Annotated in this window: 20 protein-coding genes; 8 read left to right on the forward strand and 12 right to left on the reverse strand. The window is 69.0% G+C overall.

Annotated elements, in window-relative coordinates; translation table 11 throughout:
* Positions 1 to 54: 54 nt before the first annotated feature.
* Complete coding sequence (rocD, locus tag ACH4EW_RS01585; RefSeq protein ID WP_398249976.1) at positions 55 to 1260, reverse strand: ornithine--oxo-acid transaminase; 1206 nt, start codon at positions 1258 to 1260, stop codon at positions 55 to 57.
* A 229-nt stretch (positions 1261 to 1489) separates the two neighbouring features.
* On the opposite strand from rocD, the gene trpS reads away from it, so the two are divergent.
* Together trpS and ACH4EW_RS01595 are read left to right on the forward strand one after the other, a co-directional pair.
* Positions 1490 to 2503, forward strand: a complete 1014-nt coding sequence (gene trpS, locus ACH4EW_RS01590; RefSeq protein ID WP_351202781.1) for a tryptophan--tRNA ligase — start codon at positions 1490 to 1492, stop codon at positions 2501 to 2503.
* A gap of 140 nt (positions 2504 to 2643) precedes the next feature.
* Positions 2644 to 3234: a 2'-5' RNA ligase family protein gene (locus ACH4EW_RS01595; protein ID WP_398249978.1), complete on the forward strand. Its 591-nt coding sequence runs from the start codon at positions 2644 to 2646 to the stop codon at positions 3232 to 3234.
* Between the two features lie 80 nt (positions 3235 to 3314).
* On the opposite strand, the gene ACH4EW_RS01600 is transcribed toward ACH4EW_RS01595, so the two are convergent.
* A complete protein-coding gene (locus ACH4EW_RS01600; RefSeq protein WP_398249980.1) occupies positions 3315 to 4115 on the reverse strand; it encodes a decaprenylphospho-beta-D-erythro-pentofuranosid-2-ulose 2-reductase in 801 nt (266 codons plus the stop codon).
* Between the two features lie 79 nt (positions 4116 to 4194).
* On the reverse strand, positions 4195 to 5544 hold the full coding sequence (locus ACH4EW_RS01605) for an FAD-binding protein (protein WP_398249982.1): 1350 nt from the start codon (positions 5542 to 5544) through the stop codon (positions 4195 to 4197).
* Between the two features lie 141 nt (positions 5545 to 5685).
* Between ACH4EW_RS01605 and ACH4EW_RS01610 the strand changes: the two genes are divergently transcribed.
* A complete protein-coding gene (locus tag ACH4EW_RS01610; protein WP_398249984.1) occupies positions 5686 to 6606 on the forward strand; it encodes a YihY/virulence factor BrkB family protein in 921 nt (306 codons plus the stop codon).
* Here ACH4EW_RS01610 and ACH4EW_RS01615 read toward each other — a convergent pair.
* Complete coding sequence (locus ACH4EW_RS01615; protein ID WP_398249986.1) at positions 6563 to 7798, reverse strand: D-alanyl-D-alanine carboxypeptidase family protein; 1236 nt, start codon at positions 7796 to 7798, stop codon at positions 6563 to 6565. The two genes, ACH4EW_RS01610 and ACH4EW_RS01615, sit on opposite strands and share 44 nt — an antisense overlap.
* Positions 7799 to 7919: 121 nt before the next feature.
* Between ACH4EW_RS01615 and ACH4EW_RS01620 the strand changes: the two genes are divergently transcribed.
* From ACH4EW_RS01620 to ACH4EW_RS01630, 3 genes are all read left to right on the forward strand, one after another.
* Positions 7920 to 8165, forward strand: a complete 246-nt coding sequence (locus ACH4EW_RS01620) for an SCO4848 family membrane protein (RefSeq protein WP_398249988.1) — start codon at positions 7920 to 7922, stop codon at positions 8163 to 8165.
* A 29-nt stretch (positions 8166 to 8194) separates the two neighbouring features.
* Positions 8195 to 9484: a metallophosphoesterase gene (locus ACH4EW_RS01625; protein WP_398249990.1), complete on the forward strand. Its 1290-nt coding sequence runs from the start codon at positions 8195 to 8197 to the stop codon at positions 9482 to 9484.
* Positions 9485 to 9670: 186 nt separating this feature from the next.
* Complete coding sequence (locus ACH4EW_RS01630) at positions 9671 to 11227, forward strand: ABC transporter substrate-binding protein (protein WP_398251212.1); 1557 nt, start codon at positions 9671 to 9673, stop codon at positions 11225 to 11227.
* 51 nt (positions 11228 to 11278) lie between these two features.
* Here ACH4EW_RS01630 and ACH4EW_RS01635 read toward each other — a convergent pair whose 3' ends face one another.
* Positions 11279 to 11977, reverse strand: coding sequence for a TetR family transcriptional regulator (locus ACH4EW_RS01635; RefSeq protein WP_398251215.1), 699 nt, complete (start codon positions 11975 to 11977; stop codon positions 11279 to 11281).
* A 163-nt stretch (positions 11978 to 12140) separates the two neighbouring features.
* Positions 12141 to 13367, reverse strand: a complete 1227-nt coding sequence (locus ACH4EW_RS01640) for an MFS transporter (RefSeq protein ID WP_398249992.1) — start codon at positions 13365 to 13367, stop codon at positions 12141 to 12143.
* 87 nt (positions 13368 to 13454) lie between these two features.
* Between ACH4EW_RS01640 and ACH4EW_RS01645 the strand changes: the two genes are divergently transcribed.
* On the forward strand, positions 13455 to 13964 hold the full coding sequence (locus tag ACH4EW_RS01645; RefSeq protein ID WP_398249994.1) for a MarR family winged helix-turn-helix transcriptional regulator: 510 nt from the start codon (positions 13455 to 13457) through the stop codon (positions 13962 to 13964).
* Positions 13965 to 14078: 114 nt separating this feature from the next.
* On the opposite strand, the gene ACH4EW_RS01650 is transcribed toward ACH4EW_RS01645, so the two are convergent.
* The 6 genes from ACH4EW_RS01650 to ACH4EW_RS01675 all read right to left on the reverse strand — a co-directional run bounded on the left by ACH4EW_RS01650 (position 14079) and on the right by ACH4EW_RS01675 (position 19209).
* Complete coding sequence (locus ACH4EW_RS01650) at positions 14079 to 14681, reverse strand: hypothetical protein (protein WP_398249996.1); 603 nt, start codon at positions 14679 to 14681, stop codon at positions 14079 to 14081.
* 217 nt (positions 14682 to 14898) lie between these two features.
* Positions 14899 to 15663 carry a succinate dehydrogenase iron-sulfur subunit gene (locus ACH4EW_RS01655; protein ID WP_398249998.1) on the reverse strand — a complete coding sequence of 255 codons (765 nt, stop codon included), beginning with the start codon at positions 15661 to 15663 and terminating at the stop codon, positions 14899 to 14901.
* Complete coding sequence (sdhA, locus tag ACH4EW_RS01660) at positions 15663 to 17417, reverse strand: succinate dehydrogenase flavoprotein subunit (protein WP_398250000.1); 1755 nt, start codon at positions 17415 to 17417, stop codon at positions 15663 to 15665. Before sdhA ends, ACH4EW_RS01655 begins: the two co-directional genes overlap by 1 nt.
* A 29-nt stretch (positions 17418 to 17446) precedes the next feature.
* Entirely contained in the window at positions 17447 to 17923 is a 477-nt protein-coding gene (locus ACH4EW_RS01665) for a succinate dehydrogenase hydrophobic membrane anchor subunit (protein WP_114246213.1), read from the reverse strand.
* A 5-nt stretch (positions 17924 to 17928) separates the two neighbouring features.
* Positions 17929 to 18309: a succinate dehydrogenase, cytochrome b556 subunit gene (gene sdhC, locus ACH4EW_RS01670; protein WP_093900148.1), complete on the reverse strand. Its 381-nt coding sequence runs from the start codon at positions 18307 to 18309 to the stop codon at positions 17929 to 17931.
* A 369-nt stretch (positions 18310 to 18678) separates the two neighbouring features.
* Positions 18679 to 19209, reverse strand: a complete 531-nt coding sequence (locus tag ACH4EW_RS01675) for a 2-oxo-4-hydroxy-4-carboxy-5-ureidoimidazoline decarboxylase (protein ID WP_398251218.1) — start codon at positions 19207 to 19209, stop codon at positions 18679 to 18681.
* Between the two features lie 296 nt (positions 19210 to 19505).
* Here ACH4EW_RS01675 and ACH4EW_RS01680 point away from each other — a divergent pair, with 296 nt between their 5' ends.
* A complete protein-coding gene (locus tag ACH4EW_RS01680) occupies positions 19506 to 21110 on the forward strand; it encodes a glycoside hydrolase family 20 protein (protein ID WP_398250003.1) in 1605 nt (534 codons plus the stop codon).
* The last annotated feature ends 33 nt before the right edge of the window (positions 21111 to 21143 follow it).

The following is a 21143-nucleotide window of genomic DNA, read 5'->3' on the forward strand; positions in this document are numbered from 1 at the left end:
TCACAACCCCAGACAGGCCCTGGACCGACCGCAGCCGACGACCGGGGCGGGACTTCAGCCGCGCAGAACACCGCGGAGCTGCTCCAGCCCCCAGTCCAGGTCCTCCTTGCTGATCACCAGTGGCGGGGCGATCCGGATCGTCGAGCCATGGGTGTCCTTGACCAGCACCCCGCGGCCCATCAGCTTCTCGGAGATCTCCCGGCCGGTGCCGTGGCGCGGGGCGATGTCGACGCCCGCCCACAGCCCGCGCCCCCGCACCTCCTCGACCGCGCCCCCGCCCACCAGCAGCCCCAGCTCCTGGTGGAGATGTTCGCCCAACTCGGCGGCCCGCTGCTGGAATTCGCCGGTACGGAGCATCGCGATGACCTCCAGCGCGACCGCGCAGGCAAGGGGATTCCCGCCGAACGTCGAACCGTGCTCACCGGGCCGGTACACCCCGAGCACATCCTTCGACGAGACCACTGCCGACACCGGCACCACACCACCGCCCAGCGCCTTGCCGAGCACATACATGTCCGGCACGACACCCTCGTGCTCACAGGCGAAGGTCCTGCCCGTCCGGCCCAGGCCCGACTGGATCTCGTCCGCGATGAACAGCACGTTCCGCTCACGGGTGAGCTCACGCACCCGGGGGAGATAGCCGGGCGGCGGCACCAGCACCCCGGCCTCGCCCTGGATCGGTTCCAGCAGCACCGCCACGGTGTTCTCGGTCATCGCCTCCGCGAGCGCGGTCAGATCCCCGTACGGAACGATCTCGAACCCCGGCGTGTACGGACCGAAGTCCTCGCGTGCCTCCTGGTCCGTGGAGAAGCTGACGATCGTCGTCGTCCGGCCGTGAAAGTTGTTCGCGGCGACGATGATCTTCGCCATGCCGTCCGGGACGCCCTTCACCCGGTAGCCCCACTTGCGGGCGGTCTTCACCGCGGTCTCCACGGCCTCCGCCCCGGTGTTCATCGGCAGCACCATTTCCATGCCGCACAACTCGGCGAGCTGCGTACAGAAATCGGCGAACCGGTCGTGGTAGAAGGCGCGCGAGGTGAGGGTCACCCGCTCCAGCTGCGCCTTGGCCGCGTCGAGCAGGCGCCGGTTGCCGTGACCGAAGTTGAGCGCCGAATATCCGGCGAGCATGTCGAGGTAGCGCCGGCCCTCGACATCGGTCATCCAGGCTCCGTCCGCCGAGGCGACGACGACGGGCAGCGGATGGTAGTTGTGCGCGCTGTGCGCCTCGGCGGAGGCGATGGCAGTTTCCGTGGTCGACACGGGATCTCCGTTCGTCGTGCGGCGTGGGCGGAGGGTGGTGCCCACTTTGTATCGTCGGTCGGAACCCTGGCGAGGAAACCTTCGATTCACGGCGCGCCCGTCCGCGCCCGTCCACCGTCCCGCCGGCCCGGCTGCATTCCCGTCTCGATCACCGCGCTGCGCGTCCTGTGTCCACACGGCTTCCGACCGGCTGCCGGAGATCGGTTCCGTACCTGAGACAATGAGTTCCATGGCCTCTGAACGCCCCCGCGTGCTCTCCGGAATCCAGCCCACCGCAGGCTCGTTCCACCTCGGCAACTACCTCGGTGCGGTCCGCCAGTGGGTGGCGCTGCAGGAATCCCACGACGCCTTCTACATGGTCGTGGACCTGCATGCGATCACCATTCCGCAGGACCCCGCGGAGCTGCGCGCGAACACCCGGCTCGCCGTCGCCCAGCTCCTCGCCGCCGGTCTCGACCCGGAGCGCTGCACGCTCTTCGTCCAGAGCCATGTCCCCGAGCACGCCCAGCTCGGCTGGATCATGAACTGCCTCACCGGCTTCGGCGAGGCGTCCCGCATGACGCAGTTCAAGGACAAGTCCGCCAAGCAGGGCGCCGACCGCACCACGGTCGGTCTCTTCACGTACCCGATGCTGATGGTCGCCGACATCCTGCTGTACCAGGCCGACCAGGTCCCGGTCGGTGAGGACCAGCGCCAGCACCTGGAGCTGACCCGTAACCTCGCCGAGCGGTTCAACGGCAGCTACGGCGACACGTTCACCGTGCCGGACCCGTACATCCTCAAGGAGACGGCGAAGATCTACGACCTTCAGGACCCGTCGTCGAAGATGAGCAAGTCGGCGGCCACCCCGAAGGGCCTGATCAACCTCCTCGACGAGCCGAAGGCCACCGCCAAGAAGGTCAAGAGCGCGGTCACCGACACCGATACGGTCATCCGCTTCGACCGGGCCGAGAAGCCCGGGGTCAGCAACCTGCTGACGATCTACTCCACGCTGACCGACACCGGTATCGCGGATCTGGAGCAGAAATACGAGGGCAAGGGCTACGGTGCGCTCAAGACCGACCTTGCCGAGGTCATGGTCGAGTTCGTCACACCGTTCCGTACTCGCACCCAGGAATACCTGGACGACCCGGAGACGCTGGACTCGATCCTGGCCAAGGGCGCGGAGAAGGCCCGCTCCGTCGCGGCCGAGACCCTGGCCCGGACGTACGACCGGATGGGTTTTCTGCCCGCGAAGCACTGACGCCGCCCCCATGTGCCGGTCGGTCCGAGTCCAAGGACCCTGGCGGTTCGGCAGCCGCAGGCGTCACACTGGCGAGGGGAAACTGACCCGGTCGATGGCCGAAAGCAGGCCATCGACCATCGAGGATTGAGGAGAACGACGTGGGGACCGTAACGCTCGGCGTTTCGATCGCGGTCCCGGAGCCCTACGGCAGCCTGCTCCAGGAGCGGCGCGCGAGCTTCGGGGATCCTGCCGCCTACGGCATTCCCACCCACGTCACCCTCCTCCCGCCGACCGAGGCCGAGGCGGCCGACCTGCCCGCGATCGAGGCGCATCTCGCGCAGATCGCCACGGGCGGCCGCCCCTTTCCGATGCGGCTGGCCGGCACGGGGACCTTCCGTCCCCTCTCGCCGGTCGTCTTCGTCCAGGTGGTCGAGGGGGCCTCGGCCTGTTCGTGGCTGCAGAAGCGGGTCAGGGACACCTCCGGGCCGCTGGTGCGTGAGCTCCAGTTCCCCTACCACCCGCACGTGACGGTGGCGCACGACATCGCCGAGCAGGCGATGGACCGGGCGTACGCGGAGCTCTCCGACTACGAGGCCGCCTGGACCTGCGACTCCTTCGCGCTGTACGAGCAGGGCCCGGACAGCGTCTGGCGCAAGATCAACGAGTTCCCGTTCGGTGCCGGGGACGGCGCGCGCGCCGTGCCCGCGCAGGGCGGCTCCTCCGTGGACGAGCCCTCCCTGCACCCCTGAGAGGCTGTCGGGTCACCCGACAGCCTCTGAGCGGCCCCGGCGGGCCCTCTTCACTCCTTGAGCGCCCCGGCGCTCAAGGATCAGACCGGCAGGCGCCGGAAGAACGGGCGCGGTACATGCCGCAGTGCCGACATCACTACACGCAGTGACCCCGGCACCCACACCGTCTCCGAACGCCGCCGCAGACCCGTCACGATCGCCGCCGCGACCGCATCCGGCGTCGTCACGAGAGGTGATGCCTCCAGTGGTGCAGCGGCGAACCGTGCCGCGGTGAGCCGCGGCGTCGCGGGTCGGGCCGCCGCTTGTGGCCGTACGGCGCCGGGGCGTACGACCATCACATGCACCCCCGTGCCGTGCAGCGCGTCCCCCAGCCCCTGCGTGAACGCGTCCAGGCCCGCCTTGCTGGACCCGTAGATGAAGTCGGCACGGCGGACACGTTCGCCGGCCACCGAGGACAGCACCACCAGCGAGCCGTGCCCCTGCGCCTGAAGCGCGCCGGCGCACACCAGCCCGGCGGAGACGGCCCCCGCGTAGTTCGTCCGGGCGACCCGGACCGCGGAGAGCGGCTCCTCCTCGTCACGCCCCTGGTCGCCCGCGATACCGAAGGCGAGGAGCACCATGTCGATGTCGCCCTCGGTGAAGATCTTGCCCAGGGCGGTCTCGTGGGACTCGGGGTCGAGAGCGTCGAAGTCGACCGTACGGACGTCGGCGCCGCGTGTGCGCAGTTCGGCGGCGGCCGAGTCGAGGGCGGGGGAGGGGCGGCCGGCCAGCCAGACCGTACGGGTCCGGCGGGCGATCAGCCGGCGTGCGGTGGCGAGAGCGATCTGAGACGTGCCGCCGAGAACGAGCAGGGACTGCGGGGCACCGAAGGCGTCCTTCACGGAAACACTCCTTGCAGACGAGGGGGGACGAGGGGGACGAGGCAGGCGAGGGGGACGAGAGGGCGGAAGGCCTCAGCGGTCAGAGCGACAGGCGGCGCGACAGGTCCGAGCGGAACGCCCCGTTCGGGTCCAGCTCGGCGCGCAGCGACCGGAATTGGGCCAGCCGTGGATACATCGCGGCCAGCATCTGAGGCCGCAGCCGGGAGTCCTTCGCCAGGCACACCCGGCCGCCCGCCTCCGCCACCTCATCGTCCAGCGAGTCCAGGAAGGCGGCCAGGCCCGGCAGCGCGGTGGGCAGATCGAGGGCGAGCGCCCAGCCGGGCATCGGGAACGACAGCCAGCCGGGGTCGCCTTCGCCGAACCGTTTGAGCACGGCGAGGAACGACGGGCAGCGCCGCCGGGAGATCCGGCGCACGATCCGGTGCAGCGCCTCCTCCTGCCCGTGCCCGACGACGAACTGGTACCGCACGGATCCGCCGCGGCCATGGATCCGGTTCCAGTGCGGCAGACCGTCCAGGGGGTGGAAGAACGTGGACAGCTTCTGGAGCTCGCCGATGCGGTACCTGGGGGCGCTGCGGTACCGGAACTCGTTGAAGAGCGCGACGGAGGTACGGCCGAGCAGTCCTTCCGGTACGAGAGCGGGTGCGACCGGCAGCTGTCCCGGGCGGAACGCGAGCGGTGCGCGCCGGGCGCGCGCGGGGAGCGCGTACCGGGGTACGTGCTCCCCGCGGGTGAGTACGGAACGCCCCGTCGCCCGGCCGCGGGCGAGGAGATCGATCCAGGCGGACGAATAGCGGTAGCGGTGGTCTCCGGCGGAGAGCCTGGCCAGCAGGTCGTCCAGGTCGACGGTCCGTTCGGTGTCCACCGACATCCAGGAGCTGGTGACCCGGTGGCACCGGAGGGTGGCGGAGAGGATCACACCCGTCAGCCCCAGGCCGCCCGCGGTCGCGTCGAAGAGATCGGTGCCGGACCGGACCGTGCGGATCTCGCCCTCGGCGGTCAGCAGCTTCAGCTCCTGGACGTGCCGTGAGAAGGAGCCGGAGAAGTGATGGTTGCGGCCGTGGATGTCGGCGCCGATCGCGCCGCCCACGGTGACATAGCGGGTGGCCGGTGTGACGGGTACGAACCAGCCGAGCGGCAGCAGGACTTCCATCAGCCTGTGCAGGCTGACCCCGGCGTCGCAGACCACCAGGCCCGCCCCGGCATCGACGTTGCGGATCCGGTTGAGCGCGGTCATGTCGAGGACGGAGCCGCCGGCGTTCTGTGCGGCGTCGCCGTGGGCCCGGCCGAGGCCCCGGGCGATGGAGCCGCGGGGTCCGCAGCCGCGTACCGTCGCCGCCGCCTCCTCGTACGTACGGGGACAAAAGCGCAGGGCGGTCGTCGGGGCGGTACGGCCCCAGCCGCTCAGGGACACGGTGTCGACAGACATGACCGTGACCGTATCGCCCGACAAAACCCTTTCGACGGATTTGTTACAACACTCACCGATATGGGCGATTGAAGAAGTGTCAGCCCTTACGGCAGTGAAAGGGGTGCCGGATTTCCGTGCCCGGTAAGGTAGTCGTATGACATGGACTGGCTGAAGAACCTCCCTGTCATCGGGCCGATCGTCTCCCGGCTGATGGCGACGCACGCCTGGCGCTCGTACGAAACGCTGGATCGGGCCCACTGGGCCAGGCTCGCCGCCGCGATCACCTTCATCAGCTTCCTGGCGCTCTTCCCGTTGATCGCGCTCGGTGCGGCGATCGGTGCCGCGCTGCTCTCCACCGAGCAGGTCCACAAGATCGAGAACCAGATCGCCGAGCAGGCGCCGGGCCTCTTCGACCAGCTCGGCATCAGCTCTCTGGTGGCCAACGCGGGCACGGTCGGGCTGGTCGCGGGTGCGCTGCTGCTCCTCACGGGGGTCGGCTGGATCGGCGCGATGCGGGGCTGTCTGCGCGCCGTGTGGGGCATGGACGACATGGACCTGGGCAATCCGGTCATCCGCAAGATCAAGGACGTCGGGCTGCTCTTCGGTCTGGGCGGGGCGGCGCTCGCGACGCTCGCCGTCTCCTCGGCCGGCTCCGTCGCCGTCGGCTGGACCGCCGGTCTGCTGGGCATCTCGGACCGCGGCGCGGGCGGTGTGGTGCTGCAGGTGGCGGCCGTCATCGTGGCGGCCCTCGCCGACTTCCTGCTGCTGCTCTATCTGCTGACGCTGCTGCCCGGCGTCGAGCCCCCGCGGCGCAGGCTGCTGGTCGCCGCGGCGATCGGCGCGGTCGGCTTCGAACTGCTCAAGCTGCTGCTCGGCGGCTATATGAAGGGCGTCGCGTCGAAGAGCATGTACGGCGCCTTCGGGGTGCCGGTCGCACTGCTGCTGTGGATCAACTTCACGGCAAGGCTGCTGCTGTTCTGCGCCGCCTGGACGGCGACGCAGAGCAGCAAGGAAACCGACAAGGAATCCGCGGCCGTCAACGACGAGGAAGGCGGCGCACCAGCGGCCAGCGCCGGTTGACCAGGAACACACCGCCGGTCAGCAGCACCAGGACGCCTCCGGCGATTCCCAGAGCGATCCCGACGCCTCCGCCGTCGGCGGCAGCGGTCTCGGTGGTGTGCGAGGAGCCGTTCCTGCCCTCGCCCTTTTCCTGCGACGCCGCGGGGCCCTTCCCGCCCCCGGTGTCGGCGGACCTCGGGGGCACCAGTTCGCCGACCGGTGTCACCTTGCCGCTGGCGGCGAAGCCCCAGTCGAGAAGACTGGCGGCTTCCTTGTAGACGGCGTGGGGCTCTCCGGACGACGGATTCATGACGGTGACGAGCAGCACCTTGCCGTTGCGTTCGGCGACACCGGTGAAGGTGTTGCCCGCGTGTGTGGTGTAGCCGTTCTTGACGCCCGCGATGCCCTTGTACGGCTCGACGCCGTCCGCGCCGGTGAGCAGCCGGTTGGTGTTCTGGATCTTGAAGCTCTCGCGCTTGCCGCCCTTGTTCTTCGCGCCGGGGAAGTCCGCCTCGGCCGTCGAGCAGTACTCCCGGAAGTCCGCCTTCTGCAGCCCGCTGCGGGCGAACAGCGTCAGGTCGTACGCGCTGGAGACCTGACCGGGCGCGTCGTATCCGTCGGGCGACACCACCTTCGTGTCGAGCGCCTGCAACTCCTCGGCATGTGCCTGCATGTCGGTGACGGTCTTGGGAATGCCGCCGTACATCGAGGACAGCACATGCACCGCGTCATTGCCCGAGCGCAGGAACACCCCGAGCCACAGGTCGTGGACCGTATAGCTGAGGTTTTCCTTGATGCCGACCAGGCTGCTGCCCTCGCCGACGCCGGCGAGGTCCTTTTCCTGGACGGTGTACGTCCGGGTCTTCGGCTGCAGTCCGGGCATCACGGTGTCCGCGAAGAGCATCTTCAGGGTGGAGGCGGGGGGCAGCCGCCAGTGCGGGTTGTGCGCGGCGAGGACCTCGCCGTTCTCCGCGTCCGCAACGATCCAGGACCTGCCCGTGAGGTCCTTGGGCAGTACCGGGGCGCCGGCCCCCAGCTTGACCTGTGTGCCGGGCCGGCCCAGCAGCTCGCCACCGACCCGGGACATACCGGCGGGTGGCTTCGGCTGCTTGCCGGCGGTCTCCTTGTCGACCGCCGCTGCCGGACTGATGGCAAATGTGGACAACAGGGCAGCAGAGGTGACCGTCAGCGCGATCTTCTTCAGAGCAGGCACGGTCGGAAACGTACAGGGCGAAGATATGAATGTGGGTACGGATGGCTTGAACCGCCGCGCGTACCGCCGGGTCAGCCCACCCCGGGCGACTTTGCCGGAGCGCGCCGGAGATACTGGGGCCATGAAGCTCAGCCGCCCCGTCTCCTGGTTCCTGCTCGCTTTCGGGGTGTGGAGCTGGTTCATCTGGATCTCTTTCGTCAAGAACCTATGGAAGGACGGCAGCGGACTCGCCTTCGACGACGCGGGTGATCCGACTGCGTACTTCTGGGTGCATTTGCTGCTCGCCATCACGTCCTTTCTCCTGGGGACGGCCGTCGGTGTGATCGGGTTCCGCGGAGTCAGGGCGCTGCGCCGCGAAGGCGCATAACAGGCAGTACGACGGGCGGGGGAGCGCAAGTGGCAGTGATCGGTCTCGCGGTGACGGCGGTCGTGGTGCTCGCGCTGCTCGTCGGCGTGCACCGCTATCTGTGGCGCCGCTTCGTCGGTGACACGACGGCCGAGGGCAGCGCCCTGCGCAGAGCCGGCACGGTGGCCGCGTACCTCCTGCCGCTGCTGAGTGTCGGCGCCCTGGTCTCCGGCCGTACGGGTGCGCCCTTCTGGCTCCAGCGGGTGCTGGCCTGGCCCGGGTATCTGTGGCTGGCCGCGCTGCTGTATCTGACGCTGGCCCTGCTGGTGGGGGAGGGGGTACGGCCGGTCCTGCGCCGCGTGCTCGCGGGTCGTACGAATGAGTCAAATCGGTCAAACCGCCCGTCGGTGACGAAAGTGCTCACGCCCGAGGCTGCCGACACCGACGCCGTCGCCACCGCCCCTGCCGCGGACCTCCTCGTCGCCGACGCCCCCGCCGTGGACACCCTCGCCGTCCCCACACGCCGTCTGTTCATCGCGCGCGCTGTCGGGGGCGCCGCCGCCGTCGCCGGGCTCGGCGCGGTCGGATACGGCACATATGGCGTACTGCGCGGGCCGCGGGTCAAGCGGATCACCGTCCCGCTCGCCAAGCTGCCCCGCTCCGCGCACGGCTTCCGGATCGCCGTCGTCAGCGACATCCACCTCGGCCCGATCCTCGGCCGCGCCCATACCCAGCGGATCGTCGACACGATCAACCGGACCCAGCCGGATCTGGTCGCCGTCGTCGGGGATCTCGTCGACGGAACTGTCGCCGACCTCGGTCCGGCCGCGGAGCCGCTCGCGCGGCTGAGTGCCCGCCAGGGCAGTTTCTTCGTCACCGGAAATCACGAGTACTACTCCGGCGCCGCCCAATGGATTGATCACGTAAGGGAATTGGGGCTTCATCCCTTGGAGAATGCCCGGGTCGAGATCGAAGGATTCGATCTCGCGGGCGTCAATGACATTGCCGGGGAGAGGGAGGGGCAGGGGCCCGATTTCGATCGCGCGCTCGGCGACCGGGACCGTACCCGCGCCGCCGTCCTCCTCGCTCACCAGCCCGTCGTCATCCACGATGCCGTCGCCCACGGCGTGGACCTCCAGCTCTCCGGCCACACCCACGGCGGCCAGCTCTGGCCTGGCAATTTCGTCGCCGAACTGGCCAATCCCACGGTCGCCGGGCTCGACCGCTACGGCGACACCCAGCTGTACGTCTCGCGCGGAGCAGGCGCCTGGGGGCCGCCCGTACGGGTCGGTGCACCCTCCGACATCACCGTCGTGGAGCTTGCCTCCCGACAGGCCTGACTCTCCGTCACCGACCTGTTGCAGACCTTGTGATCAACTCGAGGTTTCAAGTGCTGAACAAAAGGCTATGAGTCTTACTTTTGCTCTTCCAGATGTGAAAATCGTGTGATTGGGTGAGCGCGAACATGCGGTGATGGCGTGTCTGAGCGCAACACCGAGGTGGGGCTGGTAAGGGAGAGCACGGCAATGCGGTCGATCCGGCTACGGATTCTTGCGGTTCTCGCGGTTTTGGTCATCGCAGGCGTCGTCGTCTGGCAGTTGCTTCCCTCGGACGAGGTGAACAAGGACCCGATCGCGGTCGGTACGACGGACGAAGTCACCTCGCTCGACCCGGCGGGTGCGTACGACGCCGGTTCCTGGGCGATGTACAGCAACGTCTATCAGTCCCTCATGACGTTCAGGCCCGGGGCGATCGTCCCCGAACCCGACGCCGCCGAGAGCTGTGGGTTCATCGGCCAGAAGCTTCAGACGTACCAGTGCACGCTGCGTGACGACCTGTTCTTCGCCAACGGTCGCAAGATGACCGCCGCCGACGCCGAGTACTCCATCGAGCGCATGATGAGGATCAAGACGGATGTCGGTCCGTCGGTGCTGTTCCCGAGCCTCAAGAACGTGGTGTCCGAGGGCCGCACCATCACCTTCAACCTCTCCTCGCGCGACGCGACCTTCCCGCAGAAGCTCGCCACGGGGGCCGGTTCGATCGTCGACCGCGAGTCGTACCCGCCGAACAAGCTCCGGACCGGAAACACGGCCGACGGCTCGGGCCCGTACATGCTGAAGTCCTACCGACCGGGCGTCGCCGCCGAGCTGGTCCCCAACCCCCGGTACAAGGGTGCGCTGAAGAAGACCGGTGTCCCGGTCACCGTGCGCTACTACAAGGAGTCGGACGCACTCCTGGCGGACTGGAAGGCCGGACGGCTCGATGTGACGCACCGCCAGCTGCCGCCCGCCACGCTCGCCGAGCTGAACGTCGGCGACCCCGACCTGCGCGTCACCGAGGCGGAGAGTGCCGAGATCCGCAATCTCGTCTTCAACGTCCGTGACGGTTCCCCGCTCGCCGACAAGAGGGTCCGGCAGGCCATCGCGTCGATCATCGACCGCGGGCCGCTGGTGACCGATGTCTACGACGGCACGGTCGAACCGCTCTACTCGCTGATCCCGCAGGGCTACATCGGGCACAGCACACCGTTCTTCGACGCCTATCCCACGCCCGACCCCGCGCGCGCCAAGGAGCTGATGCAGGAGGCCGGAGTACAGACGCCGCTGCACATCACCTTCGGCTACGGCGCCGGCGACAAGACGGCCGCGAAGGAGGCCGCGGAGCTGCGCCGCCAGCTGGAGGCGGACGGGCTGTTCAAGGTCTCGCTCAAGGCCGTCGAATGGCAGAAGTTCCAGAAGGAGTACGCGGCCGGCAAGTACGACGCGTACACCCTCGGCTGGCTCCCCGACTACCCGGACCCCGACACCTTCAGCCAGCCGCTGGTGGGGCACAGCAACATCCTCCGCAACGGCTACTCCAGCAAGAAGATGGACGACCTGATCGGCGCCACGCTGCGGTACAGCGACCGCAGCCGTACAGCGGAGGACTTCAAGAAGCTCCAGGCGCTGGTCGGTGAGGACGTGCCGCTCGTGCCGCTGTGGCAGAAGAAGGACTACGTCGTCAGCACGACCGATGTCTCCGGCTCGCAGTACCTCTCGGACGGCACCGGCATCTGGCGGCTGTGGGAACTGAAGCGGATCTGACGGTCCGCCGCGCCGGACCCGGCGCGTACGACAGGTTCCGAGGGGCGGCTGCTAGGCCGGCCGCTTCGCGGCTCCGGGCAGGAACTCCTCCAGCACCTCGTGGATCTGCCGCACCAGCGGCCGTAGCGCCCGGAACCGGGAGAGCGCGATGGCGCGGGCTCCGATCGGGGCGGAGCGCTCGACCAGGCGGCGGCTGCGTTCGGTGTGCTCCGTCCGGTCGTACACCCAGTACAGCACCAGGCCCATCTGTATCAACCACATCAACTGCGGCAGTATCGCCGCCAGTTCGGGATCGGTCTTGGCGTCGGAGCCGGCCAGGCACCGCCGGTGGATGGAGATCGCCGCCTCGCGGGCCGCGACCGATTCCGCCGAGAACGGGCTGAGCGGGCTCTCCGGGTCGGCGGCGTTCTTGAAGAACTGGGCGGCGAAGCGGTGGTACGGCTCCGCCACGTCCAGCCACGTGAGCAGGACCCCGCGCATCCGCACCGCGAGGTCCTTGTCGCCGTCCAGGACCGGCTGGACCGCCGCTTCGTGTTCGGCGGCGAGCCGGTCGTAGAAGCCCTGGACGAGGTGTTCCTTGCTCGTGAAGTAGTAGTAGGCGTTCCCGACGGAGACGCCGGCCTCCTGGGCGATGGCCCGCATCGTCGTCTTGTCGTAGCCGCGTTCCTGGAAGAGCCGGAGCGCGGTTTCGAGGATGAGTGTGCGGGTCTGCTCGCTCTTGGGAGCCTTGACTTCCTTCACGTCCTTCACCACAGTCCCGAGGGTATCCGCCACGGTCAGGCCCCGGATCCGGGGACCGTACAGGCACTGTCCCTGTCGCCGCACGGTGTCGCGGTCAGCGACCGGTACTTCGCGGCGGCGAGCACGGTCGCTCGGGCGTACGGGCGGTCCGTCGGGGTGGTCGGCCACATGTTCAAGCAGGTATCTCGACGGCTCGCTCCTCCTGCCTGCCGGGCGCCCCGAAGCGCCGTACGCCCGGCACCGCCGCCGTCGCCAGGCAGGCGGCGCCGACCGTCACCGCGGCGACGGCCAGGGGGACTTCGGCGCCCCAGGCCGAGGCGGCGAGCGGGGCCAGGGCGTATCCGAGCGGCATCGCGCCGAGGGAGAGCAGCCAGTCGTACGAGGTCACGCGGGCCAGGGCGTGCGCGGGTACGGCGGACTGGACCGAGGTTTCCCAGACGGGGGTGAGGAAGCCGAGGCCGGCCTGGGCGATGCCGTACGCGGCGATGGTCACGGCGACGGGCGCGTGGGCGGCGAGGAGGCCGAGCGGGAGGGCGTAGGTGGCGAGGCCCAGGTTGGCCATCAGGACCGGGCGGCGGGGGTGGGCCCGGCCGGCCAGCAGGGAGCCGAGGAGCAGGCCGACCGCGCCGGTCTGGAGGAGGGCGATCCAGACGCCCTTTCCGCCCAGCTCCCGGACGAAGAGCGCCGGACCCACGGTCATCAGGACGGCCGCCGCGCCGTTCCAGACGGTGTGGGCGATCAGGCTCGTCCAGTACCAGTCGCGGCCCCTGACCTCGCTCCAGCCCTCCTTGAGATCGGTGAGCAGGGAACGCCGGGGGATGGGCACATGCCGGACCTTCATGGCGGACAGCAGCGCCGCGCTCACCGCGAAGCTCGCGCCGTCCAGTACGAAGGCCCAGCCCGGGCCCGCGGTGAGGATCAGGGCTCCGGCGATGGCCGGACCGCCGAGTCGGGTCGCGCTGTTGACCACCGCCATCAGTGAGTTGGCGCGCAGCAGCCCCGACTCCGCCACGGTTCCGCGGATCAGCGGTGACACGGTCGGCATCGCGAACGCCCCGGCGGCGCCACCGATCGCCTCGGCGAGGGCGATCTGCCAGAGCGCGGGGGAGCCGCCGAGCAGCTCCGCGCCGACGAAGAGCTGGGTCACGCACCGTAAGAGATCGGTGATGAGCGCGACGGTGCGCGCGTTGAAGCGGTCGCCCACGACGCCGCCCAGTGGCAGCAGGAGCAGCTTGGGGATCATCGCGCATCCCAGGACCAGGGCGAGTGCTCCGGTCGATCCCGTGGCCAGATAGACGGCCAGGGAGAGGGCGGTGGGGATGGCGGAGTCGCCGAGGAGGGAGAGAGTGCGTCCGATGAAGAGCAGGCGGAAGGCGCGCGTGCGCAAGGGGTGCGGCATGCACGCAACCTATTTCGGTTCCGAACTATTCGTCAACGAAATATCTTGTACCGAAACGCAGTTGGGGGCCGGGCGTACGCTTTCCCCATGCAGCGACGCGACTGGACCGACGGACATGTGGAGCGCTGGAAGCCGGTCCTTCCCCACCTCGATCCCGATGTCGAGGGCGCGGTGACCCGTATGAAGAAACTCTCCGTCCATCTACGCCGGGTACGCGAACAGTCCCTGGTCGACTTCGACCTCGACCGCCAGGAGTTCGACACGCTCCACAAGCTGGCGGGACGCGGCGGGAAGGCGGCCCCCTCCGAGCTCGCCGCCGACCTCGACCTCGCGCCCGCCTCCGTCACCGGCCGGCTGGATGCGCTCGAAAGGCGCGGCTTCGTCCGCCGTACACCCTCCACCACCGACCGCCGACGGGTCGATGTGGAACTCACCGATGAGGGCCGCTCGACCTGGCTGGGCGCGATCGACGTCCTCGGCCACGAGGAGTACCGGCTGCTCGGCATCCTCGACAAGGACGAACGCATGCTGCTCAACGACATGCTGCGGCGCATCATGGTGGTCGCCGAGGACCGGGGCGGCGCCGAGTGGGACTGAGGCGCGGGGCGCCGGGCGCACAGCCGGCTTCGTCGTCAGGTCCCGCGACGGCACGCCCGCGAGCAGCAGGGCGAACGCGGCGACCGGCCGAAGCGGCAGGCGCCCGGCCGACCGTCAGACGCTCATCGCGCGGACCGTGTTGACCTGGGCCATCACCATCTGGAAGGTCTCCGGGCCGGTCGCCGGGATCAACGTCGAGTGGTGCCTGCCACCGCTGGTCACCGAGACCTGGATGAAGCCGGTCGTCTTCTTCTCCTTCATCAGGAGGAAGAGCAGACCGACCAGACAGAGCAGCGCGAAGACGATCGCGAGCACGATCGCGACCGTCGGGATCTTCTCCTCGGTGCGCGACAGGTCCGTGGCCGTCCACACCGCACCCTTGAGGGGCATCGTGCCGGCCGGTGTCACGATCTGGTCGTTCATGACGGTGATGTCGCCGAACGCCAGCATCGGCACACCGGCGCCGGGCGGCAGGCCCGGCTGCTGCGGATAGCCGTAACCGGGCATGGTCGGCGGGCCCGCCTGCCCCGCGGGGTAGCCGTAACCGGGGCCGGGCTGGGTCGCGGACTCGGGCAGTGGCTGCGGGTAGCCGTAGGCCGGCGCGCCCGAGCCGGGCCGGTCCTTCCCCTGGCCGTCCGCGACTGTGGGCGGATGGCCCGGATTCTGGGGAGGTCCCCATTGGTATGAGTCATCCGCGTACGGATTCTGATCGCTCAACGTTCCCCGCTTTCGATCAAACCTGTGCGCCGGGCGCCTTGCTGCGCCGGAGGCGGCCAACCGGTGTCCGGTTCCGCAAGACCGTACCGTCCAGCCCCGGACGCCGCAGCAAGAGACCCCGCTTCCCGCGGTGTTCGTGCGGAAAACGGGGCCTCGGATGCAACTAGTGCCGCGACCGGCAAACCTTGCCGGTCGCGGCACTGTGCGCCAATGGCGGTCAGAAGCGGCGCGTGATCAGCGCCCGCTTGACCTCCTGGATCGCCTTGGTGACCTCGATGCCACGCGGGCAGGCGTCCGTGCAGTTGAAGGTGGTGCGGCAACGCCACACACCGTCACGGTCGTTGAGGATCTCCAGGCGCTGCTCGCCACCCTCGTCGCGCGAGTCGAAGATGAAGCGGTGCGCGTTGACGATCGCCGCCGGGCCGAAGTACTGGCCGTCGTTCCAGAACACCGGGCACGAGGACGTGCACGCGGCGCAGAGGATGCACTTGGTGGTGTCGTCGAAGCGCTCGCGGTCCTCGGCGGACTGCAGACGCTCACGGGTCGGCTCGTTCCCCTTGGTGATGAGGAAGGGCATGACATCGCGGTACGCCTGGAAGAACGGGTCCATGTCGACCACGAGGTCCTTGAGGACCGTGAGGCCCTTGATGGCCTCGACCGTGACCGGCTTCTCCGGGTTGATGTCCTTGATCAGCGTCTTGCAGGCGAGCCTGTTCTTGCCGTTGATCCGCATCGCGTCGGAGCCGCAGATGCCGTGCGCACAGGACCGGCGGAACGTCAGCGTGCCGTCGATGTCCCACTTGATCTTGTGAAGGGCGTCGAGCACACGCTCCTTCGGGTCGATCTCGATCTGGAAGTCCTGCCACTGGGCCTCGTCGGAGACCTCGGGGTTGAAGCGGCGGATCCGGAAGGTGACCGTGATGTACGGGGAGGCAGGGGACGCCGAGGGGGTCTCCGCCTTGTCCAGAGTCGGGGTTGCCATCAGTACTTACGCTCCATCGGCTGGTAGCGGGTCTGGACGACCGGCTTGTAGTCGAGACGGATCGACTCGGTGCCGTCGGCCGCAACCTCGCGGTACGCCATGGTGTGGCGCATGAAGTTGACGTCGTCGCGGTTCGGGAAGTCCTCGCGGTAGTGACCGCCGCGGGACTCCTTGCGGGCCAGCGCGGAGGTCGCCATGACCTCGGCCAGGTCGAGCAGGTTGCCCAGCTCGATGGCCTCCAGGAGGTCCGTGTTGAACCGCTTGCCCTTGTCCTGGATGGACACGTTGAGGTAGCGCTTGCGCAGCTCGGCGATCTTTTCGACGGCCGTCTTGATGGTCTGCTCGGTGCGGAACACCATCACATTGGCGTCCATGCACTCCTGCAGCTCCAGACGGATCGCCGAGACCCGCTCGGATCCCGTCGAGTTGCGCAGCCGCTCGATCTGCTCCTCGACCATCTGCGCCGGGTTCTCCGGAAGCTCGACGAAGTCGCTCTTCGCGGAGTACTCGGCGGCGCCGATGCCGGCGCGCCGTCCGAAGACGTTGATGTCGAGCAGCGAGTTGGTGCCCAGACGGTTGGCGCCGTGCACGGAGACACACGCGACCTCGCCGGCGGCGTACAGGCCCGGGACGACGGTGGTGTTGTCGGCCAGCACCTCGCCCTCGACGTTGGTCGGGATGCCGCCCATGGCGTAGTGCGCGGTCGGCTGGATCGGGATCGGGTCCGTGTAGGGCTCGATGCCGAGGTACGTACGCGCGAACTCGGTGATGTCGGGGAGCTTGGCGTCCAGCTGCTCCGGCGGCAGGTGCGTGAGGTCGAGGTAGACGTGGTCGCCCTCGGGACCGCAGCCGCGGCCCTCACGGATCTCCGTGTAGATGGAGCGGGACACGACGTCACGGGACGCGAGGTCCTTCATGACGGGCGCGTACTTCTCCATGAAGCGCTCGCCGTCCTTGTTGCGGAGGATGCCGCCCTCACCACGGGCGCCCTCCGTCAGCAGGATGCCCATGCGCCAGATGCCCGTCGGGTGGAACTGGAAGAACTCCATGTCCTCCAGCGGCAGGCCGCGGCGCCAGGCGGCGGCCTGGCCGTCACCGGTCAGGGTGTGCGCGTTCGACGTCACCTTGAAGAACTTGCCGGTGCCGCCGGAGGCGAAGATGATCGCCTTCGCCTGGAAGATGTGGATCTCGCCGGTCGCCAGCTCGTACGCGACGACGCCCGCGGACTTCTTGACCCCGTCCACGTCCTGGAGCAGGAGGTCCAGGACGTAGAACTCGTTGAAGAACTCCACACCCTCCTTGACGCAGTTCTGGTACAGCGTTTGGAGGATCATGTGGCCGGTGCGGTCCGAGGCGTAGCAGGACCGGCGGACCGGGGCCTCGCCGTGGTTACGGCTGTGGCCGCCGAAGCGACGCTGGTCGATACGGCCCTCGGGCGTGCGGTTGAACGGCAGGCCCATCTTCTCCAGGTCGAGAACGGAGTCGATGGCCTCCTTCGCCAGGATCTCGGCGGCGTCCTGGTCGACCAGGTAGTCGCCGCCCTTGATCGTGTCGAAGGTGTGCCACTCCCAGTTGTCCTCTTCCACGTTGGCGAGCGCGGCGGCCATGCCGCCCTGCGCGGCGCCCGTGTGGGAGCGGGTCGGGTAGAGCTTCGTGAGCACGGCGGTACGGCTGCGCTTCGTGGACTCGATGGCCGCGCGCATACCGGCGCCGCCGGCGCCGACGATGACGGTGTCGTACTTGTGGATCTGCATGATTTCCTCTGGTCCCTCTGGCCCGGCGCCTAGCGGATGTTCGGGTCGAAGGTGAAGATCACCAGCGTGCCCAGCAGGACGGTGAACACCGTGGCGGTGTACAGGAGCATCTTCAGCCAGAAGCGGGTGTTGTCCCGTTCGGCGTAGTCGTTGATGACCGTACGGAGGCCGTTGGCGCCGTGCAGCATGGCCAGCCACAGCATCGCCAGGTCCCAGACCTGCCAGAACGGCGAGGCCCAGCGGCCCGCCACGAAGGCGAAGCCGATCTTGGATACGCCGCCGTCCAGCACCAGCTGGATCAGCAGGTGGCCCAGGACCAGGACGACCAGGACGATGCCCGACAGGCGCATGAAGAGCCAGGCGTACATCTCGAAGTTGGTGCGCGAACCCTTGGGGGTCTTGCCGGTCCGCTTGCGCGGCGGCTCGATGACCGGGGCCGGGTGGTCGACGTCGTAGAGGCTGACGCCCTCGACGGAGCCGATCGCGGCGGAGGACTCGGTGGACATTGGCCTCAGCTCCCGAAGACTTCGCGTACGGCGTGGCCGAGGACGGGGTACAGGGCCCCGACCATCAGCACGACCCAGACACCCACGACGGACCAGAGCATCTGCTTCTGGTAGCGCGGGCCCTTGGCCCAGAAGTCCACGGCGACGATACGGAGACCGTTCAGCGCGTGGAAGAGAATGGCGGCCACCAGGCCGTATTCGAGGAGCGCGACGATCGGCGTCTTGTACGTGGCCACGACGTCGTCATAGGCCTCGGGGGACACACGGACGAGAGCGGTGTCCAGGACGTGTACGAACAGGAAGAAGAAAATGAGGACACCGGTGACTCGATGAGCCACCCAGGACCACATGCCTTCCCGGCCGCGGTACAGCGTTCCAGCCGGCACGGAAGAACCCTCCGGGAGCAGGGATTGGGGCCGGCCGGCTTGACTGTCGGTCTGACCCGGCCGGGTACGGTCCACCGGCCCCGGCCATCGTAGCGACGCTTTGTCGGTTCGTTTGCGCGGGGGCCTCTGGTGTGATCAAAGTGGCAATCAAACAGCCACGGACGGGCTAGGGCGTGTTTCGAAAGTCCCGTCTGGCCGGGGGCGTCTGGCACGCACGTTCGCTGCGTTGTCGGTCGTCGGCGCAGCCCGCTGCGCTCTCCTCCCTCCGCCTTGCGATCGCACGCACCAGACGCCCCCGGCCCCGCCCTGCGGGCGGACGACGCTACTTTCGAAACACGCCCTAGGGCGTGGCCGCCCGCTCCCGTTCCGTTATGAACCCGATACCAGCTCGATGATGCGGCCCCGGGCGAGTCGCCGCATCTCGTCCGCGGTGACCACCCGCTCCTGGTCGGGGTCGTGGCCCAGCCTGGCCCGGATTCCGGCAAGCACCTGGTCCGGCTGTTCGGCGGGCTCGAATTCGTCCAGACAGATCACGAAGACATGGCCGAAGCGGGACTCGTACGCCGCGTGCGCGGCCCGCAGGGCCAGATGCGCGGAGTGCGGCGCGGCGTGGTGCAGCCCGGAGGAGACCTCGGCGGCGAGCGCCTCGGCGAGATCCACCGGGGACAGGTCGTAGCCCGCCTCGTCGGCGGCGGCCAGCAGCGCGTCCAGGTCGGGGTACGGGCGGTGGGCGGCCACCCGCCAGGCCCAGCGCCGGCTGCCGCAGCACTCCAGCAGGGCGGCCTCGGCCTCGGCGGGCGGCGCGGTGTTGAAGCGGTCGAGGCCGTCGGCACCGGCCCGGCCCTGTGCCGACCCGGAGTTCTGGACGGGTACGTCCGTCCGGGCGGCCGGTTGCCGCAGCCGCTTCGGGAGGCCGGCGTGGGACTCGCTGGACCTGGACAGCGTGGGCTCCTCGAATCAACGGCATCTGTGAGCCTGAATGGGGCGGGACGGGTGAGACCAGGCGGATGCAGGGTGAAGGGAGAGACGAATGTGCCTCAAACCTAGCGAGACCGGGCAACGGTCGTCCGACGGATGCGCAAACTTCACCCGGACGGGACGGTTTCGGAACGTCTGGTGGACCGTACTCCAAGAAGATTGCCCGGTTATCTCCTGATTTCAGCCCGGTTCTCCCTCACTACGGAGGTTTCTGACCGATGTCGCCCTCACGCGGCGCTCTTGTGGCCGGTGCGCTCCTCACCGCGGCGGCCGCCGCGACAATCGCCGTCGTGGTCTGGCCGGAAAGCTCCGACAAGGGACCCGCGGGGGAGTCGGGGTCCCGCACTCCCTCGCAGGCATCGGCCGCCCCCTCGCCGACCCGGAGCTACCCGCTCTCCACTCCACCCCGCACCATCCCCGCCGTACGCGAGCACACCGCCGCCCGCGGCCCCGGCTGGCGGCCCGGCCCGGCCGCCGGGGTCGTCATCGCCCCCGGCAGCGGGACGCTCGCGGACGAGGGACAACTGCTCGCCAGCGAACTGAAGATCCACTATCGGGGTGACGTCCCCGCCCGCGCGGGCGACGTGGAGCTGGCCCTCACCCCGGGCAAGGGCACCCCCGAGTCGTACACCCTCAAGACGCACGACGGACGGGTCACGATCAGCGGACCCGACCAGGCCGGTGTCTTCTACGGAACCCGCACCCTGAAACAGTCGGTGCGAGCCGACGGCGAAATGCCCGAGGGCGAGGTGCGCGACCGCCCCGACCGACCGCAGCGCGGCCTCAACCTCGACATCGCGCGCAAGTACTACACCGTCGCCTGGATCGAGGACCGGCTGCGCGAGATGGCCGACCTCAAGCTCAATCAGCTCGGCCTGCACTTCTCCGACGACCAGGCGTTCCGTATCCAGTCCGACACCCACCCCGAAGTGGTGTCGCCGCAGCACCTCACCAAGGCGGAGGTACGGCAGATCCTCGGCCTGGCGGCCCGGCTGCACATCGAGGTCGTCCCCGAGATCGACTCACCCGGCCATCTCGGAGCGGTCCTGCGCGCCCACCCCGACCTCCAGCTGCGCAACGTGTCCGGTGCGCGCTCGCCCGGATCGCTCGACATCTCCAACCCCGGTGCGGCGAAGCTCATCGACGAACTCCTCGTCGAGTTCACCGGGCTGTTCGGCGGCCGGTACTGGCATCTCGGTGCCGACGAATACCTCGCCCTGATGGCACGTGACCCGGCCGCCTCCTACCCGCAGCTGCAACGCGCCGCCCAGCAGAAATACGGACCGCAGGCCGGCATCAAGGACCTCGCCACCGGCTGGCTCAACGACCGCGCGGCGGTGGTGCGCCCGCGCGGCAAGCAGCCCAAGGCCTGGAACGACGGCTTCTTCCGCGACGGAGTCGTCCACGCCGACAAGGACATCGAGGTCGAGTACTGGACGGGCCGCGAGTACGGCGCCCGGCCGCCGGAGGAGTACCTGCGCGAGGGACGGCGCGTGGTGAACCTCAACGACGAGTTCCTCTATTACGTACTCGGCCAGCCCAACAACTTCCTCTACCCGACGGGCAAGCGGATCTACGAACAATGGACCCCGCTCGTCCTGCGCGGCACCCAGCCGGTCCCGGCAAGCTACTCCGGGCAGATCCTGGGCGGCCGGTTCGCCGTATGGGGTGACCTGCCGAACGCGCAGACTCCGCAGCAGGTGGCGCAGGGCATCCGGATGCCGCTGCGGGCGACTTCCCAGAAGCTGTGGGACCCGGGCAAACCGGCGCTGAGCTGGGACCAGTTCCGGGCGCTGGCGGAGCGGATCGACAGGGCGGGCTGAGGGGGGCGGGCCGGATTCCTGTGGACAGCGCGG

It is taken from the genome of Streptomyces sp. NPDC018000 (assembly GCF_044328025.1).
Taxonomy (GTDB): domain Bacteria; phylum Actinomycetota; class Actinomycetes; order Streptomycetales; family Streptomycetaceae; genus Streptomyces.

What these genes read in the sequence shown, in the direction of transcription:
- trpS (WP_351202781.1), top strand. Translation starts at nt 1,490, where the DNA reads ATGGCCTCTGAACGCCCCCGCGTGCTCTCCGGAATCCAGCCCACCGCA.
- ACH4EW_RS01605 (WP_398249982.1), bottom strand. Translation starts at nt 5,544, where the DNA reads ATGTCTGTCGACACCGTGTCCCTGAGCGGCTGGGGCCGTACCGCCCCG.
- ACH4EW_RS01610 (WP_398249984.1), top strand. Translation starts at nt 5,686, where the DNA reads ATGGACTGGCTGAAGAACCTCCCTGTCATCGGGCCGATCGTCTCCCGG.
- ACH4EW_RS01620 (WP_398249988.1), top strand. Translation starts at nt 7,920, where the DNA reads ATGAAGCTCAGCCGCCCCGTCTCCTGGTTCCTGCTCGCTTTCGGGGTG.
- ACH4EW_RS01630 (WP_398251212.1), top strand. Translation starts at nt 9,671, where the DNA reads ATGCGGTCGATCCGGCTACGGATTCTTGCGGTTCTCGCGGTTTTGGTC.
- ACH4EW_RS01640 (WP_398249992.1), bottom strand. Translation starts at nt 13,367, where the DNA reads ATGCCGCACCCCTTGCGCACGCGCGCCTTCCGCCTGCTCTTCATCGGA.
- ACH4EW_RS01645 (WP_398249994.1), top strand. Translation starts at nt 13,455, where the DNA reads ATGCAGCGACGCGACTGGACCGACGGACATGTGGAGCGCTGGAAGCCG.
- ACH4EW_RS01655 (WP_398249998.1), bottom strand. Translation starts at nt 15,663, where the DNA reads ATGGCAACCCCGACTCTGGACAAGGCGGAGACCCCCTCGGCGTCCCCT.
- sdhA (WP_398250000.1), bottom strand. Translation starts at nt 17,417, where the DNA reads ATGCAGATCCACAAGTACGACACCGTCATCGTCGGCGCCGGCGGCGCC.
- ACH4EW_RS01665 (WP_114246213.1), bottom strand. Translation starts at nt 17,923, where the DNA reads ATGTCCACCGAGTCCTCCGCCGCGATCGGCTCCGTCGAGGGCGTCAGC.
- ACH4EW_RS01680 (WP_398250003.1), top strand. Translation starts at nt 19,506, where the DNA reads ATGTCGCCCTCACGCGGCGCTCTTGTGGCCGGTGCGCTCCTCACCGCG.